Below are 15982 nucleotides of genomic sequence, written 5' to 3' on the forward strand. Positions count from 1 at the left end.
TGAAGCGGTTGGGAGTCACTCACCGGCACTCATCGGCGGAGACGCATCATTGAACGGCTCGTCAATGGAGACGATTCCGCTACGGATGCCCATTACCACGGCTTGGGTGCGATCGGATGCGCCAACCTTCAGGAAAATCGCGGACAAATGGTTCTTCACTGTCTTCTCGGATATGCCGAGCGCCTTTGCCACGCGCCGATTCGAATTGCCCTGGGAGATGAGCACCAGAATCTGGCGTTCGCGGGCCGTCAGCAGGGCAAGTGCTTCCCGGGCCGCGAGCGCTTCCTCGGAGACGGGCGCGCCGGCTGCGGCCTCCCGCCTGGCACCGGTGTCAGCCCGTAACTCTTCGATCAACCGCTCCTGGGCTTCGAGAGCGAGCTGCGCCTCGCCCAGCGCCTTGTGCACCCTGGCAACGACTTCCGCCAAGGCGGCCACGCGCTGCGTGGGCGCCCCACATGAACGACAGCACCGTTGTCCCCTCAACTCCACGACCGATCCCCGCGCAACAGGCGACATCAGATGAAATCCCTCCAGCGATGTGAATTGAACGAACCGCTCTTGTCGTAGGGTCTGGAGCTGTAGGAGTGAGTCGACGCAACGGGTCAGGACGGAAGCTGAGCGTGGATCGCCACCGTCTTGCACCGCGTATATTCACGCAGCGCCACCAGCCCCTTCTCCACTCCTATTCCCGAGCGCCGGTAGCCACTGAACGGCAGTTCGACTCCCCCGGCCGCGCTGTAGTTGTTCACGAACACTTGCCCCGCCCGCAGCCGCTGGGCGAGCCAGTGGGCGCGGGTCACGTCGGACGTCCAGATTCCGGCAGCCAGACCGTACGTGGTGTGCTCCGCGAGTTCGACCGCTTCCTCCAGCGAGTCGAAGCTGGACACGCAGAGAACCGGACCGAATACCTCCTCGTTGAACACGCGGTGTTCTGCGTTCACTTGGTCAAGAATGGTGGGCTCCACAAAGAAGCCCTCGGCGTACGCCTTCCCTTCGGGTACACCACCGCCGACGCGGACCACGGCGTCCCGTCGCCCCTCGGTCAGGTAGCCGAGCACCCTGTCGCGCTGTTTCGCGGAGATGAGCGGACCCATGTCGGGATCGTCGATCCCCGGGCCGAGGCGCAGGGAGCGAAACCTTTCAGCAAGTGCGTCCACCAACTCGTCGTGGACCGATCGGTGCACGAGCAGCCGGCTGCCGGCCGAGCAGTTCTGCCCCGCGTGCTCGGTGATCGACTCCACGATCTGGGGCACCGCCCGCGCGGCGTCGAAGTCGGGAAGCACGAGGTGCGGCGACTTCCCACCGAGCTCCAGGGTGACCGGCACGATGTTCCGCGCCGCCGCGGTCATCACCGCCTCGCCGACCTCCCGCGAACCGGTGAAGGCGAGGCGGTCCACGTCGGGATGCGCGGCGAGCGCGGCGCCCGCTTCCCTTCCGTAGCCCGGCACGACGTTCAGGGCTCCCGTCGGCAGTCCCGCTTCCTCAACGATGTCGGCCAGCCGGAGTGAGGTCAACGGCGCGTCCTCGGCCGGTTTGAGGACACAGCAGTTTCCGGCCGCGAGGGCGGGTGCCACGGTCCTGGCGGCGATCTGCAGGGGGTAGTTCCAGGGGATGATGTGCCCGCACACGCCGTAGGGTTCGCGCAGGGTGAAAGCAAGCCGGCCCGGCTGCTGTTGTATCGTTTCACCGCCGAGCGCCTCGACGGCGTTGGCGTAGAACTCGAAGTATCGGGCGGCGACGTCGGCGTCGACCAGCGACTGACTGAGCGGCTTGCCGGTATCGAGTGTCTCCAGTCTGGCCAGCTCCTCGCGCTCGGCGCGCAGGGCGTCGGCGATGCGATGGCAGACGTGGGAGCGCTCCACCGATGTCGTGAACCGCCAGACCCTCTCGTACGTGTGCCTGGCCGACTCCACGGCCGCCTGGATCTCGGCCGGGCCACAGCGCGCGACCCGTGCGAGAGGGCGGGCGTTCGACGGGTCGAGGACGTTGATCCACCGCGTGGTGGGAACCTTCTTCCCCGCGATGACAGCCGCGTACTCCGGTATTACTGCTTCACTCACGGATGCATCCAGTTCCTCGGCGCGGTGGAGGGAGAGGGGCCGCACTGCTTCGGTGTCAGTCGGCCATCGAACCGGCGATGATTCTCCGGAGGTCGCGTGAGGTGACATCACGCGGGCAACACACCAGCAGCCGCTGCTGTTTGAGCGCGCCTTCGACGAGTTCGGGAAGATCCTTCGCGGAATAGCCGAAGTCCCGCAGCCCGGTCGGCCCTCCGGTGTCCGCCACGATGCTCAGCAACGTGGCCGGAAGCACGTCCGAACCATTGGCCTCCGTCACGCCGTTGAGATTCGCCCCGAGCAGCGCGGCGGCACGCAGATGACGTTCGGGAGACGTCGGGTAGGTGAACTCGAAGGCCGCCGCCGCGGTGGAGACGACCGCGGCTCCGTGCGGCACCATGGCATGGTCGACTTCGTATCCGTCCGGTCGGTAGTCGCGAACCAGCCCGGCGACGGGATAGGCGCAGGCGTGCGGAATGTGGGTTCCGGCGTTGCCGAATCCCATCCCCGCGAAGCTCGCCGCCCGGCTCATCCCCGTACGGGCTTCCAGATCGCCGGGGTTGAGCACGGCCCGCCTGAGGTAGCGGCCCACCAGTTCCAGCGCCTGCTCCGCCCACACGTCGCTGATCGGGTTGGCACCGATGTACAGCGGCCGGTCCCCGGGCGTGGGGTACGGAGGGCGCCGGTCGTAGGCGCGTGCCGTGTACGACTCGCAGGCGTGCGTCAGGACGTCGTAGCCCGAAGAGGCGGTGACCGCCGGGGGCAGTGTCAGGGTGTTCGCCGGGTCGACCAGCGCCAGGGAGGGCAGCAGCCGCAGGTCACTGATCCCCGTCTTCACGTTCAGGCCCGTGACACCCAGGGCGACCATGGCGGTGCACTCGCTTCCGCTGCCGGCCGTGGTGGGGACCGCCACCAGCGGCTTGAGCGGGCCCGGAATCGGGGCTCCGGCGCCGATGGGCACGTTCAGGTAGTCGCGTACCGGGCGGCCGGGGTGGCTGAGCAGCAGGTTCAGCATCTTGGCGGTGTCGATCGAACTGCCGCCGCCGAGACCGACGTAGCCGTCGACGTGGAGGGACTCCAGTTCACGAGCCGCCTCGGCACAGCTCTCGTCGGTGGGTTCCACCCGGGCCCGGTCGAACAACGCGACGGAGATCCCCTCCTGCTCGATCCACTTGGCGACACGGGCGGGCAGACCGAGACCGGCCAGGACGGGGTCGGTCACCAACAGCACCGACGTGATACCGGCCTTGCGTAGTTCGTGGCCGATCTCCCTGGTGGCGCCGACACCGAATTTGAGCGGTGGAGCCTGCCAACTGATTATTCGCTCCCGCTCCGGCGCGTTTCCGTCCCACCCGCACGGCTCCACAGGTCCGCCCCCGCCTTCATTCACTGAAATGGGAAATCCGACCGAGAAAAGTATGGCGATCTGACGACGCATGGTCAGGCGACTCGGCAACTCGGCGAAAGAATGTCGCCGTGCAGGCGTAATTCGACTGAGTGAGGGCCACACTAGCCATTCGGCTTCGGCCACGCCATAGGACTTTGGCCCTATGGCACGACCGGATGAGAGCCACGCTAGTCAGGTGGTTTCGGTCCCGCCATAGGACCGGGACGCAATGGCTGGATTGGCCGGGTATTACCGCATGGCGGGCGAGGCGGGTCCCGCAGTTGCCGCAGGTGATGGGAGGTTTGCGTCGTCCGGGGGATGCGCGGTGTATCAGCGTCGTGAACGAATTTCGCCAGGGACGGGGTGCTCGTTGCAGTGTGCGCCTTTCGTCCCGAGCTGTCGGGCGATCTTCGGCCGGTCAGGACGATGAGGCTCAGTGGGCACCGCCCCCGCGCCCGCCACCACCGTGATCCGCTCGCTCGCCGATGGTGCGCCCGACCTGCCCGGGAAGTCGCGCGAGAGCGATCTCGACCAGGTCGTGCTCGACGGCGCGTTCGCTCGCAAAGTGGTCGGCCCGGGTCGATGAGAGCCGGGGCCGACCACTCCGCCGCCCACCACCCCTGCCCGTGGCACGGGCACCGGTCGAACGTGGCGTCGCAGGGCGGAAGTCGTGGCGCAGCCTCCCGCAGGACCCGCGCGGCCCGGACCCGAGGCCGTCCATCGCCGGCGCCCTCGCTCCGGCGCGCAGACACTGAAGGAGCCCCGCCACCGGCTGCACGCCCTGGTCCCGCTACTCCCGCGCCGACCGGACACGCACCGGCGGCAGTGGCAGTAATTCGATGTTGCTCGTCAGTGCAGCCACTGTCGCCGTCGCCGCTCCTTCCGCAAAGTGAGGTGCATGGCACAGAACAACGCGACGAGTGCGTCGGACGGGGCCGAGAAGCGGCACGTGGGGGTGCGGCAGGTCTGGCGCGAGTCACCGACGGCGGTGAAGGCCCTGCTGGCCGGCACCGTGATCAATCGGCTTGGCGGCTTCGTTCAGGTCTTCATGGTGCTGTACCTGACCCAGCGCGGCTTCTCCGCTGCCCAGGCAGGCGCGGCGCTCGGTGTGTACGGCGCGGGAGCCGTGCTCGGCACGCTGGTCGGGGGCTGGATGTCCGACAAGGTCGGACCGCGACTGACGATCGTGTCCACATTGCTGGGCTCGGCCGTGCTGCTCCCCTGTGTTCTCTACCTGGACAGTTACGTGTCCATCCTCGCGGTCATCGCCGTCAGCGGTGCGGCGAGCCTGGCCTACCAACCTGCCTCCACCAGCATGATCAGTGCCCTCACGCCGGTCGAACGCCATGTCATGGTCTTCGCCATGGGCCGCTTGGCGATCAACCTCGGCACGACGGCCGCGCCCCTGCTGGGTGCGGCGCTCGTCAAGATCTCCTGGGACTTCCTGTTCTGGGGCGAGGCGCTGGCTGTGGTGATCTTCTCCACGGTCGCCGCAGTCACCCTGCCGCACCGCGCGGAATCGGACACCACGGGGCCGGCGGACGACGACGCGGGGGACGGAAGCAAGAACGCGCCCAGGGCCTCGTATCTGGCGGTACTGACCGACCGCCGGTATCTGCTGTTCCTGCTGGCGATGTTCATCAGTTCCGTGATCTACATCCAGCACATCTCGACTCTGCCCCTGACGGTGAAGCACCTCGGTATGGGAATCGAGGTCTATGCGGCGCTGATCGCACTCAACGGCCTTCTCGTCATCACCTGTGAACTCCTCGTCGCCAAGGTGGTGCAGCGCTGGCCGATCCGGATAGCAGTGATCGTGGGTGTGCTGCTGACCGGTATCGGCATGAGCCTGTACGCCCTGCCTTGGGGGTTGGCCGCACTGGTGATCGCCACCCTCGTCTGGTCGCTCGGCGAGATCATCGGCTATCCGTCACTGTTCTTCGCCTACCCCGCGCAGGCGGGCCCGCCCCGGCTGCGGGGACGCTATCTGGGGGCCTCGAACGCGCTGTACGGACTCGGCAGCTCGATAGGCCCGTTCGTCGGAGTGATGCTCTGGAATCGCTTCGAGGAAGGGTTGTGGCTCGGTTGCGGGGTGGTGGGCCTGCTGGCCGGAGCCGCCGCATGGAGCGGAGTGCGTCCGGCCGCCACGGCGGAGAAGAACGAGGACGGGGCAGGCGGGATCGGCGATTCCGGAACAGCCGGTGCAGAGGTCCGCACGGGAATCTAGGGTCGGCGCCCCATCCGCACCACCGGAGATCGTGCAAGCAGCGGAAATTCGCAGAAGGGGAAGCAACAGATGCAACGCCATGTAGTCCTGGTCGATCCCTATTCCGAGGCTGTCGAGTACGCACACGCCTTTCGGGAGCGGGGGGTCGCACCGGTGGCAGTGCTGAGCACACCGGCACCACTGAAGTCCTACCTCCACGGCTGGAAACCGGATGCTTTCAGCGCAACGCATTTCCACGACGGCGACTTCGCGAAGCTGACCCGCATTGTGCGCGACTATGACCCGGTCGCCGTCATCCCCGGCAATGAGTCCGCGGTCAGGCTCGTGGACGCGCTGATCGAGGAGCTGGCACCCGGGACGGGGAATGTGCCCGAGTTCTCCGCGGCACGCCGGGACAAGTGGCCCATGGCCCAGGCCGTGGCGAGCGCGGGCATTCCGCACCTTCGCACGTTCGCTGCCGCGACCGAGGAAGAGGCGGCCGACTGGCTGCGGGAGACCGGCCTGGAGGGACAGGCGCTGGTGCTCAAGCCCCGGTGCAGCGGAGGGACGGACGGTGTGCACAAGGTGGAGGCCGGCGAGGACTGGCGGCCTCCGTTCAGGCAGTTGCTGGGGTCCGTCAACATGTTCGACACATCCAACGACAGCATTCTGATCCAGGAGTTCGCCTCAGGAACCGAGTTCGTCGTGGACACCTACTCCGTCAACGGGGAACTCGGCCTGGTGGCCGTAGTCCAGTACAGCAAGTCAACCAGGGGAAACCGTATCGGAGTCTATGATGCGGAGGACTATCTCCTCCCCGAGGATCCCCTGGTCGGCGTTCTGGGGTCCTATACGCGCCAGATCGCCCAGGCGGTCGGCATCCGGACAGGATGCACGCACACCGAGATCATGCTGACGGACCACGGTCCCCGGCTGATCGAAATCGCGGCACGCCTCGACGGAGGCTGTGGGCAGCAAGCCGCGCGGCTCGCGACCGGAGACTGTCAGATCGACCGCGCCGTGCGGCATCATCTGGACTCGTCCTTCACCCCTGGATACGAGATCGTGCAGCCCACCCGGGTGGTGTGGCTGTCCGCCGCCAACAGCGGCACCATGCGCAACGCGGAGGTGCTGGACGCCGTGCGCGAGCTGGCTTCCTTCCAGAAGCTGGGCTGCCGCTACCCCAACGGCTCCCGGGTGCCCAAGACCGAGGACCTCTTCACCACTCTCGGCTGGGTGCTGCTCTCCGCCACTGACCAGGACATCGTCGACCAGGACACCAAACGGGTGCGGGAGATCGAGGCCAAGGTGGTCATCGATTCGCCCGGTCCGTAGCGGCGACCCGGCGGCCGTGACACCGAGGTGAGAACCGCCCGCGGTTGGTGATCGGTCCGCGGGAGCTCGGCGGTGATCCGCGAGCCGGGTTCTCTCAGCCCGGCGAGGTGGCGGGCGGCCCGGCGATCGTCGGAGTGCCGGCCCGGCAGCCTCCCGGGGAAGCTGCCGCAGGGCGGTGCGGGGACTGGCACGGTGGCTGACGCTCCGTTCCGGTCCCCGTCGGCTGTCCGGCCAGGTACCTGGACACGGGGTTCGCCTCCCGGGGCCGGCTGCTCGCGGGCCTGGGGGCAGCGTCACAGGACATGGGTGAGGAGTGCGCCGTCGCCGCGGCGAACAGTCGCCAGGTGGCCAGGTGGCGGAGGGCCCAGGTGCGGAGGTGGCGCAGGATGAGGCCGGTCGCCGTGGTGCTCTGCTCGGCCGGGCCCGGGTGCGGCCGCGTCCGACGCCCCGGTCGGGTCGGCGCGCCCCGGGAGCGCGCGGCCCTCGGCCGGCGGTCGTCCCGGTCGGCGCGCCCGTCACTTCGTGAGAAGCGGGGTGGCCTTCTTCGGGAGGAGCGGGGTTGCCTCCTTCGGGAGAAGCCGGGGTGGCCGCCTCGCACGTCGCGCAGATGCCCAAGACGGTGGAGCCGCCCACCGGCCACCTGACCGGCCGTCCGGGCGGCGACCGCCCTCCGACGCCCGCTGACCGGCACCGTCGGGGACACGGAGGCCGAGGCTGCCGGTGTCGACCACGTCGGAGGCGTGGTTCGTCGGGATGGGCGTACGTCAGGACGGCAGCCGCCGGATGCCGCCGCGGCCGTCGAACCTCCGGGCCTACCCCGGCGTGGGCGCGGTGAGGGCGGCTCTCCCGGCCGTCACGCGTCCTCCCCCGGCCTGGCGTCGGTGAGGCCGACGACGGCCTGCTCAAAGACCTCACGCGCCCGCTGGAGAACCTGCTCGCGCCAGCGCGCGTCGTCCGCGGGGCAGAAGGCGTCGCGGATCAGCCGCTTGAGGTCGGAGCGGACGGCGTCGTTCGGCGGATGGTGCCGGTGCAGCCAGGCGTCGGCGCACAGCGCGAGCAGCACCTCGGGGCCGGGCTGGGTGCCGAACTCCAGGGTGATCGCGGTCAGTCGGCTGCCGGCGCCGAGGCCGTCGGCCACCGCGGTCGCGGTGTTGCCCACGATCGGTGTGGAGGAGGAAGTGCCGCGCTCCGAGACGGTGAGCGCGTCGCCATACCACCGGCGGGCCCGCTGGTGGGCGTCGGCGTCACGGCCGCCGCGGAAGATGGGTTCGCCGACGCCGCGTGCGCCGAGCCCGGTGTGCAGGTCGATGTAGCCGACGTGGGCGGCGCCGGCGACCTGCTCGGCCACCACCGTCTCGAACACCCGCCGGGACCAGGTCGGCGCGTCTCCTCCGTAGAACAGGCCGTCGGGGTGCCGGTACTGGCCCCGGGTCACGGCCTCCTGGAGACGCTGGGGGCCGAGCCGGACGCGCAGCGCCGTGAGGTTCGCGACCAGCTCCCGGGGGGCGAACTCGTCGGCGTCCGCCGGCACCAGCGTGCGGTGCACGGCGTCGTAGGCGCCGTTGTGCGGCGGGGCGTCGTGGTCGACGAAGTTTCGGTTGAGGTCGACGTTGTCCTCGTTGACACGCCGCAGGTAGGCGAAGCCGTACGGGTTGAGGGCGTGGACGAGCAGCACGCCGGTCGTGGTCCCGGCGGCGGCCTTCGCGACGCCTTCCCGCAGCAGGATCCCGGTCTGGCAGGCCGAACCGCAGAAGCCCTCGATGCCGTGTGTCCCGGACACCGTCACCAGGAGCTTCAGCGGGTCCGGCGGTCCCAGGTAGGCGGTGTCGACGCAGAGTTCGCCGCCGTCGGGCCCGCTGTGTCCGGGCAGGGCGAAGGTCCTCACACGTGCCCCCGCCTCCTCGGCGGCGGTCAGGAAGTCCGCGCGTGCCCGGGAGTAGTCGAGGGGAAATGCGTCTGCCATGCTGCCTCGCGTCCCTGGAGTGCCTGGAGTCCTCGGAGTTGTGATGCGGGCGACGGGTCCGGAGCCTCGCAGGAGCGCCGGACCCGGCTGGTCGGCTGTGCTCAGCTCTGCCGGGAGGGCAACGGCACCCCCAGGGCCGTGAGGATCGAGTGGGCCCCCGTCCACGTGGGCACGTGCAGCAGGCACAGCACCCGGTCGCCCGGCTCCGCATGCTCGGCGAAGTACCGGTTGGCCTCGGGCACATGGCTCAGCGGCCTCTCCCGATAGAGGTCGATCGGACGGCCGATGCCCGGGACGACTCCGCGAGCCGGGTCGAAGGCCGCTCCCGGTGCGAGTGCCTCGGCCACCTCGGCCGCCAGGACCGCCCCGCTGTCGTCCTTGCCCGCGAGGTCCGGGTACATGCTGATGTCCGGATGCCCGCTGAACGCCGACATCGCGCAGTGCACCACGGGGTTGTACGTCTTGAGCGCGATCACCTCGGGGAACGGGCGGCCGTCGGCGAGGAGCCGGGCGAAGTGCTGCGCCCAGCTCTCCTTGAAAATCGCGCCGTTGCGGTACGCGTCACCGACGAATTGGATCATGATGTGCAGACAGGACCGCCCCGACGGGATCTCCGCCCACCGGGAGGTGAGCAGCGCGACGACTCGGTCGAGGTCCCGGTCGACCCCGATGACGACGTGGTCGGCCTCCGTCAGCATGTCGCGGCGGAGCGTGAACAGCTGCCGGGTGTGCAGTCCCGGCATGGCGAGGACCAGACCGTCCACGATCCACTTCTCGGTCTCGGTCGGCAGCTCCCGGCCGGGCGGCAGAGTCAGTACCTCGACTCCTTGCCGCCCGTCGGGACGCGTGGATCGGTCGTCGTCGGCCACCGCTGCCCCGCTCAGACCTCGGCCGCGGTGGGCAGTGGAATCTGGGTGTCGCTCTTGCCCAGCACGGTGAGCCGGTGCAGTTCCACGAAGTAGAGCTTCCACAGCCAGTAGATGTGGTCGAGGTGCTCGGCGACCTTCTGTTCGTCGGCCTCCGACTTGACCAGCGTGGACAGCACCCGCCACACGAAGTCGTCGTGGTCGTCGTCGAGGTCGGTGTTGACGTGGGCGCGGGCGCCCTTGACGTTGTCCTCGCCCAGGACGTTGCCCAGGTTGTCCAACCAGTCCGGCTGGGTGCGCGTGGTGACGTACTCCACGAAGTACACGCTGGTGATCAGCGCCAGCGGGCTGTCCTCGAACTCCATGCCGTACTGCAGGTATCCGGTGAGCAGCTTGGTCGAGAGCAGCGGCTCCGTGGAGTAGATCTGGTCCTTGGTGACTCCGACCTTGGCGAGGTCGGCGGCGAACAGCCGGTCGTGCAGCATCTCGTCGTCGGTGTAGTGCGCCCACGCCTTGGCCTGCACCGGGTCCACCTTGGTGAAGTACTTGATGGCCAGCGCGTCGACGGTCCGCTTGCGGCGCAGCCGCAGGATCGTCTCGATGTTGTGGCGCTTGTAGTAGTCGAGGTTCAGCTCGGAGGAGTCCTTCTGGTGCTGGGCGTACGGGACCGTCTCGTAGAAGTCCTTGATGAAGGTGTCGAGGATCGCGTCGACCTTCTTGCGCAGTTCGGCGTTGTTCGTCATTGCCTGCTTCACTCCTTGGGGTCAGTGGCAGCCGCAGCTCGCGCTGGAGACGCGCTGCATCCGGCCGCGGCGTACCGCCTTGCGGGCGCCGAGGACGGCGGTTCCGTCCGATGTCACCAGCGAGCTGCGGGGGCAGAGGAAGGCCAGGGCGAAGCGCGTGGCCGGCGTGATTCCCAGGCCGAGGTTCACGACGCCGCTGGTCGCGCCGTGCACCTCGTTCGGGCCGCAGTTCGCCGAAATGATCTCCGTGGTGGTGTTGATCCCGAAGCCGAGTTCCCAGATGACGCGGTAGCGCGGATCGTCGGTGAGGAGCTTCTCCAGCTCCACGGCGGCCGGCGCCGCCCCCGGTGTCTGCGGGGTGACGCCGTCGATGCTTCCGGCGGCGACGTGCAGCGTCACGGCGTTGGAGACCAGCGGCGAGAGCGCCTCGAACAGCCGTTGCTGGTCGGCGCCGTCGGCCGGATCCTCGTGGCGGTGGACGATCGGCCACCCGCGCAGGGTCAGGTCTCCGTCGAGGCCGAGCAGCCGGGCCTCCGGTTCGAAGGTGGTGATGTCCGCGGCGGTGACGCTCAGCTTGCCCGAAGGGAAGATCTGCTGGTCACCCGCTTCGAGGACGCCCGCCTGCTGGTTCCAGACGCACTCGCCGACCGTGTGGTCGAACTCGGCCTCGGTGCCGGAGACGTCGTCGACGATCGTCAGCCGCTCGCTGTCGCCCACCAGGTCGAAGAACTCCTCGGCCACGCGGACTTGTCGAGCGACGTCGGTACGGGCAGCGGTACCCAGGAAGTAGCGGACGTGCTCATCGGTCAGCGGCGTGGACCCGGCCGGCAGTACGGCCAGCTTGCGCACGCCCAGCTCCTGCGGGGTGGGCGAATCGAGGAACCGCCCGGGGCAGACCGCGAGCACGTGCGCGTCCGGGGGAACGCTCCGCGCGATCAGCTCGCCCAGCCGCATGCCGGGAGGAAGTGTCAGGTGGAGTACGCGGGAATACCCGTCCCCGGGAAGCAGGGAAATCGGCTCGCCGTGCTGTTCGCTCGCGATGAGACAGAATGTATCGACCGGCTCACCGAACTGATCGAAGTCCGTTGTCCTGAAATCCATCGGTGGCACGGGTGAACTCCCTAGAAAAGCGATGGGAACCCCGCGGCGGGGCATTGCGCATGCCCCGCCACGGGTCGGTACTCAGCCCAGCAGCGTGCCCAGGTAGTTGCGGTTCTTCTGCACCTTGATCTTCTTCATAGGGAGTCACCTCCTGTTTGACGGATTTCCTTGCGTACACCCCGCGGTCGGACGGTCGTGATCCGCTATGCGGCGGGCACGACCCTCTCCACCGTGGGGTGGTCCGGGTGGCCGATCACCGCGACTCCATTGCTGGTCAGCACGCGGGTGTCGGGCGAAATGATGTCCAGGTGGTACTGGGTGTACGGAGTCAGTCCGAGGCCGAAGTGCAGGCAGCCTTCCGTGCCGCCGTACACCTCGTTCATGGCGTGGTTTCCGGGCAGGATGTCGTGCGAGGTGTTGAGAGCGTGGCCGATCTCCCACACGATCCGGTAGCGGGAGTCCACGGCGAACATCTGCTCCAGCATCGCCACGGCCGGCGCCGCCCCTGCGTCCAGCGCCTCCAGGCGCCTGATCCTGCCGTCCTCGACGGTGGCCTTGATCGCGTTGTCGTGCATCGCCCAGAGCTGGGAGTGGATGCGGGCCTGGTCGGTCCGGGAGAAGGAGGGGGTGCCGTTGTGCAGGATCGGGTATCCGCGCAGCGTGATCTCGCCCTCCAACGGCAGCTTCAGGGCCTCGTCGAACTCCCTGATCTCGACCGGCAGTACGCTGATCTCACCGGACGGGACGATCTGCTGGTCGCCCCAGTCCAGCGGCCCGGCCTGCTGGTTCCACACCAGGCCCTCGCGCAAGTGGTCGAGGGTGGCGCGGGTGCCGTGCACGGGGTCGACGTACACCAGGTGGTCCGCGTCCTCGGCGAGTTCGAAGAAGGTGTCGCAGAATGCCGCCTGGTCCGCTGCCGAGGTCCGTTCCATCACGCCGAGGAAGTGCCGGATCTCCTCGAGGCCGGTGGGCGTCGAGTTGCACGCCATACCCATGATCTTCCGTTGCCCCACCAGATCGGGATCCGGTGATTCGAAGAACCTCCGGGGCGAGATCACCAGCACATGAGCGGGTTCCGGGATCCTCTTTTCGAGGATTTCCTCGAAACGGTCTCCCACATCCAGCGTAATAGTGAGGAACTCTCGATACGACGCCGTTTTGACGACCTCGATCCGGTCGACCAGTTCGGTATTCGTGATCAGACAGAAGGTGCTGCCGGTGGCTTCACCGAACTGGCTGAAGCGGCCCGGGTCAATTGTTATCTGTGCGGACACGATCACTCCCGTCATGGCCTCTGTGCATTCCCTCACTCCGGTCACAACTCTGACCTGCCGCAGGGTCGGTGCGCTATAGGACTATGGTCCCTGCCACCTGTTCCGCCGGTAGCACTTCCGCCTGTCTTCACAGGTGACCGCGGCTGCTGCACTTTCCGTCGGGGCTCATTGCCGTGCGCCGGCCGCAGCGGGGAAATTCGCGGTGTACCGGCCCGCCCCACCCTGGCGGCCCCCACACTGCTGCTGGTCCGCGGGATCGCGGAGTCGGCGGGGTCGCGGGGTCGGCCGGGTCGCACTCGGCGTCGACACGGCCCGGCCAGGGCCGCGTCGACGCGGCCGCGGCCCGTGGACCGCGCACACGTCACCGGTCGGCCGGACACGCCGGAGGCCACGCCCGAGGTGCCGCGACGGACGCGGTCAGCGCCGTGGACTTCTCCGAGCCCGGCGAGACCGCCGCGTGAGCGTCACAAGCGTGCTCCGGCGGGCATCACGTTCGGCCGGAGCAGGCGGACAGGAGGGAGTCCCGAAGCGATCAGCCTGCCGCTGCGAGGACCAGGGGAAGCACCTCGTCGCTGCCTGCCGTGCGGAGGAGGCGGGCACCTACCGCGAGGGTCCAGCCGGAGTCCGTGTAGTCATCCACGAGCAGCACGGGGCCGGGGGTGCCGGCCAAGGCCGCGGCGAGGTCGTCGGGAACGGTGAACGAGGTGGCCAGGGCGCGAAGCCGCTGGGCGGAATTGCTGCGGTGCGCGGCATACTCGTCGGCCTGCGGGGTGTAGGCCAGGCTGCCCAGCAGCGGGAGCCTGCCGACACGGGCCACGCCCTCGGCCAGCGAGGCGACCAACTGGGGGCGGGTGCGGGACGGCATGGCGACGATCCCGACGGGCCGTGCCCCCGCGTCAGGCGCGCCGCTTGCCCAACCGCCCGGCGAACGGGCCCAGTCGGCCACCACCGTCACGACTGCGGCCAGCACGTCGTCCGGAACCGGCCCGTCCGCCGCCTGCGCCGACAGGAGCGGGCGCAGGCGGTTGCCCCAGCCGATGTCCGACAGCCTTCCCAACGCACGCCCGGTGGCCGCCTGCTGGCCTGCGGGAATGCGGCCCTTGAGGTCCACACCCACCGCGGCGAGCCCGGTTGGCCACATCTTGCGGGGCTCGACCTCGACTCCCGGACGCTCGAGCTCACCTGTCGCCGCCGCGAGGGCCCCGGGCGAGACCTCGGGATCGAGCCATGGCCCGGCGCAGGAGTCGCAGCGACCGCACGGGGCCGCCTTCTCGTCGTCAAGCTGCCGCTGCAGGAACTCCATCCGGCACCCCGTGGTCGCCACGTAGTCCCGCATGGCCTGCTGCTCCGCCTGCCGCTGCCGGGCCACCCACGCATACCGCTGTGCGTCGTACGCCCACGGCTGCCCCGTCGCGGTCCAGCCCCCTTTCACCCGCTTGACCGCCCCGTCCACGTCCAGGACCTTCAGCATCGTCTCCAGACGCGAGCGCCGAAGATCGACCAACGGCTCCAGCGCCGGCAGCGACAGCGGACGACCTGCCTGCTCCAGAACCGCCAGCGTGCGCCGCACCTGTTCCTCGGGCGGGAAGCCCACCGAGGCGAAGTAGGCCCAGATCGCCTCGTCCTCCTTGCCGGGGAGCAGCAGCACGTCCGCGTGGTCCACACCGCGCCCCGCACGCCCCACCTGCTGGTAGTAGGCGATCGGGGACGAGGGCGAGCCGAGGTGCACGACGAACCCCAGGTCGGGTTTGTCGAAGCCCATGCCCAGCGCCGAGGTCGCCACCAGGGCCTTGACCCGGTTGGCGAGCAGGTCCTCCTCTGCCTGCAGCCGATCGGCGTTCTCCGTCTTCCCCGTGTAGGAGGCCACCGGATACCCGCGCTGCCGCAGGAAGGCCGCTACCTCCTCCGCCGCCGCCACCGTCAGCGTGTAGATGATCCCTGAACCCGGCAGATCCCCCAGCCGCTCCCCCAGCCACGCCAGCCGATGCGCAGCGTTCGGCAGCTCCAGCACCCCCAAACGTAGGCTCTCGCGGTCCAGCGGCCCTCGCAGAACCAGCGCGTCCCCGCCTCCCGTGCCCAACTGCTCGGCCACATCCGCGGTGACCCGCGCGTTCGCGGTCGCCGTCGTGGCCAGCACCGGCACGCCCGCCGGCAACTCCGCCAGCATGGTCCGCAACCGACGGTAGTCAGGCCGGAAGTCGTGACCCCAGTCGGAGATACAGTGCGCCTCGTCGACCACGAGCAGACCGGTCGTGGCCGCGAGCCTGGGCAGCACCTGATCGCGAAAGTCCACGGAATTGAGGCGCTCCGGACTTACGAGGAGAACGTCGGTCTCACCGCGCTCGACCTCCCCGTAGATCGTGTCCCACTCCTCCGGGTTGGCCGAGTTGATCGTGCGCGCCTGGATACCGGCCCGCGCCGCTGAGTCGACCTGGTTGCGCATCAGTGCCAGCAGTGGCGAGATGATCACCGTCGGGCCGGAACCGCGACGGCGCAGCAGAGCTGTGGCAACGAAGTACACCGCCGACTTGCCCCAGCCGGTCCGCTGCACCACCAGCGCCCGCCGGCGCTCCTCCACCAGGGCCGCCACCGCCTGCCACTGGTCCTCCCGCAGCCGCGCCGAACCGCCCGGGGCACCGACGAGCTCGGCGAGGACGGCATCGGCTTCGGCGCGGAGCTCCAGGTTTTCCATGCCCCCCATGCAACCCGATGGGACCGACAATCAGCGAATCCACCCGGCGTGACGAAGAGCCGACGACGGATGCGCCTGCCACACACGGATCAAGCACGGCCTGGGCGGAGCGTCGGTCACGGCCCTTCTCGAGCTTGTACGGACGCTCCGGGCGGGCGTGGCACGGCAGGTACCGGACGGCCGGGCGCCCGACGACACGGTGGGACGCGGTCGCGACCGTGCTCTCCCTCTGGGCCGGGGGACCCGCGGCTGGGTCTGCGGAGCCCGGGACGCCCCGCAGCGCCCCACGGGCGTGGTCACGATCCGCGGCCGCACACCCGGCCGTGAACGATCAGCTCCCTCGCCGGCCGTGGCGGGA

At 69.1% G+C, this 15982-nt stretch carries 12 protein-coding genes; 3 read left to right on the forward strand and 9 right to left on the reverse strand.

Annotated features, from left to right (window positions below; translation table 11 throughout):
* Nucleotides 1-15 precede the first annotated feature (15 nt).
* The 3 genes from AB0903_RS18385 to AB0903_RS18395 all read right to left on the reverse strand — a co-directional run bounded on the left by AB0903_RS18385 (nucleotide 16) and on the right by AB0903_RS18395 (nucleotide 3423).
* Complete coding sequence (locus AB0903_RS18385; RefSeq protein WP_366703951.1) at nucleotides 16-405, reverse strand: LuxR C-terminal-related transcriptional regulator; 390 nt, start codon at nucleotides 403-405, stop codon at nucleotides 16-18.
* Nucleotides 406-602: 197 nt separating this feature from the next.
* The gene (locus tag AB0903_RS18390) at nucleotides 603-2060 is read right to left on the reverse strand and encodes an aldehyde dehydrogenase family protein (protein ID WP_366703953.1); all 1458 of its coding nucleotides are present in this window, start codon (nucleotides 2058-2060) and stop codon (nucleotides 603-605) included.
* 55 nt (nucleotides 2061-2115) lie between these two features.
* On the reverse strand, nucleotides 2116-3423 hold the full coding sequence (locus AB0903_RS18395; protein ID WP_366703955.1) for a hydroxyacid-oxoacid transhydrogenase: 1308 nt from the start codon (nucleotides 3421-3423) through the stop codon (nucleotides 2116-2118).
* 457 nt (nucleotides 3424-3880) lie between these two features.
* Here AB0903_RS18395 and AB0903_RS18400 point away from each other — a divergent pair, with 457 nt between their 5' ends.
* The 3 genes from AB0903_RS18400 to AB0903_RS18410 all read left to right on the forward strand — a co-directional run bounded on the left by AB0903_RS18400 (nucleotide 3881) and on the right by AB0903_RS18410 (nucleotide 6985).
* A complete protein-coding gene (locus AB0903_RS18400; protein ID WP_366703957.1) occupies nucleotides 3881-4030 on the forward strand; it encodes a hypothetical protein in 150 nt (49 codons plus the stop codon).
* Nucleotides 4031-4342: 312 nt separating this feature from the next.
* A complete protein-coding gene (locus AB0903_RS18405) occupies nucleotides 4343-5671 on the forward strand; it encodes an MFS transporter (protein WP_366703959.1) in 1329 nt (442 codons plus the stop codon).
* 69 nt (nucleotides 5672-5740) lie between these two features.
* The gene (locus AB0903_RS18410; protein WP_366703961.1) at nucleotides 5741-6985 is read left to right on the forward strand and encodes an ATP-grasp domain-containing protein; all 1245 of its coding nucleotides are present in this window, start codon (nucleotides 5741-5743) and stop codon (nucleotides 6983-6985) included.
* Nucleotides 6986-7838: 853 nt separating this feature from the next.
* Here the strand turns inward: AB0903_RS18410 and AB0903_RS18415 are convergent.
* The 6 genes from AB0903_RS18415 to AB0903_RS18440 all read right to left on the reverse strand — a co-directional run bounded on the left by AB0903_RS18415 (nucleotide 7839) and on the right by AB0903_RS18440 (nucleotide 15624).
* Entirely contained in the window at nucleotides 7839-8948 is a 1110-nt protein-coding gene (locus AB0903_RS18415; protein ID WP_366703963.1) for a M14 family metallopeptidase, read from the reverse strand.
* 101 nt (nucleotides 8949-9049) lie between these two features.
* Nucleotides 9050-9817 (reverse strand): hypothetical protein, encoded by a 768-nt coding sequence (locus AB0903_RS18420; RefSeq protein ID WP_366703965.1) that lies wholly within the window; start codon nucleotides 9815-9817, stop codon nucleotides 9050-9052.
* An 11-nt stretch (nucleotides 9818-9828) separates the two neighbouring features.
* A complete protein-coding gene (locus tag AB0903_RS18425; RefSeq protein WP_366703967.1) occupies nucleotides 9829-10557 on the reverse strand; it encodes a hypothetical protein in 729 nt (242 codons plus the stop codon).
* Between the two features lie 21 nt (nucleotides 10558-10578).
* Nucleotides 10579-11667, reverse strand: a complete 1089-nt coding sequence (locus AB0903_RS18430; RefSeq protein WP_366703969.1) for a hypothetical protein — start codon at nucleotides 11665-11667, stop codon at nucleotides 10579-10581.
* A gap of 194 nt (nucleotides 11668-11861) precedes the next feature.
* Nucleotides 11862-12932, reverse strand: coding sequence for a hypothetical protein (locus tag AB0903_RS18435; RefSeq protein WP_366703971.1), 1071 nt, complete (start codon nucleotides 12930-12932; stop codon nucleotides 11862-11864).
* Between the two features lie 532 nt (nucleotides 12933-13464).
* Nucleotides 13465-15624, reverse strand: a complete 2160-nt coding sequence (locus AB0903_RS18440; RefSeq protein WP_366704040.1) for a RecQ family ATP-dependent DNA helicase — start codon at nucleotides 15622-15624, stop codon at nucleotides 13465-13467.
* Nucleotides 15625-15982: the final 358 nt, after the last annotated feature.

The organism is Streptomyces sp. NPDC048389, assembly GCF_040706335.1.
Taxonomy (GTDB): Bacteria; Actinomycetota; Actinomycetes; order Streptomycetales; family Streptomycetaceae; genus Streptomyces.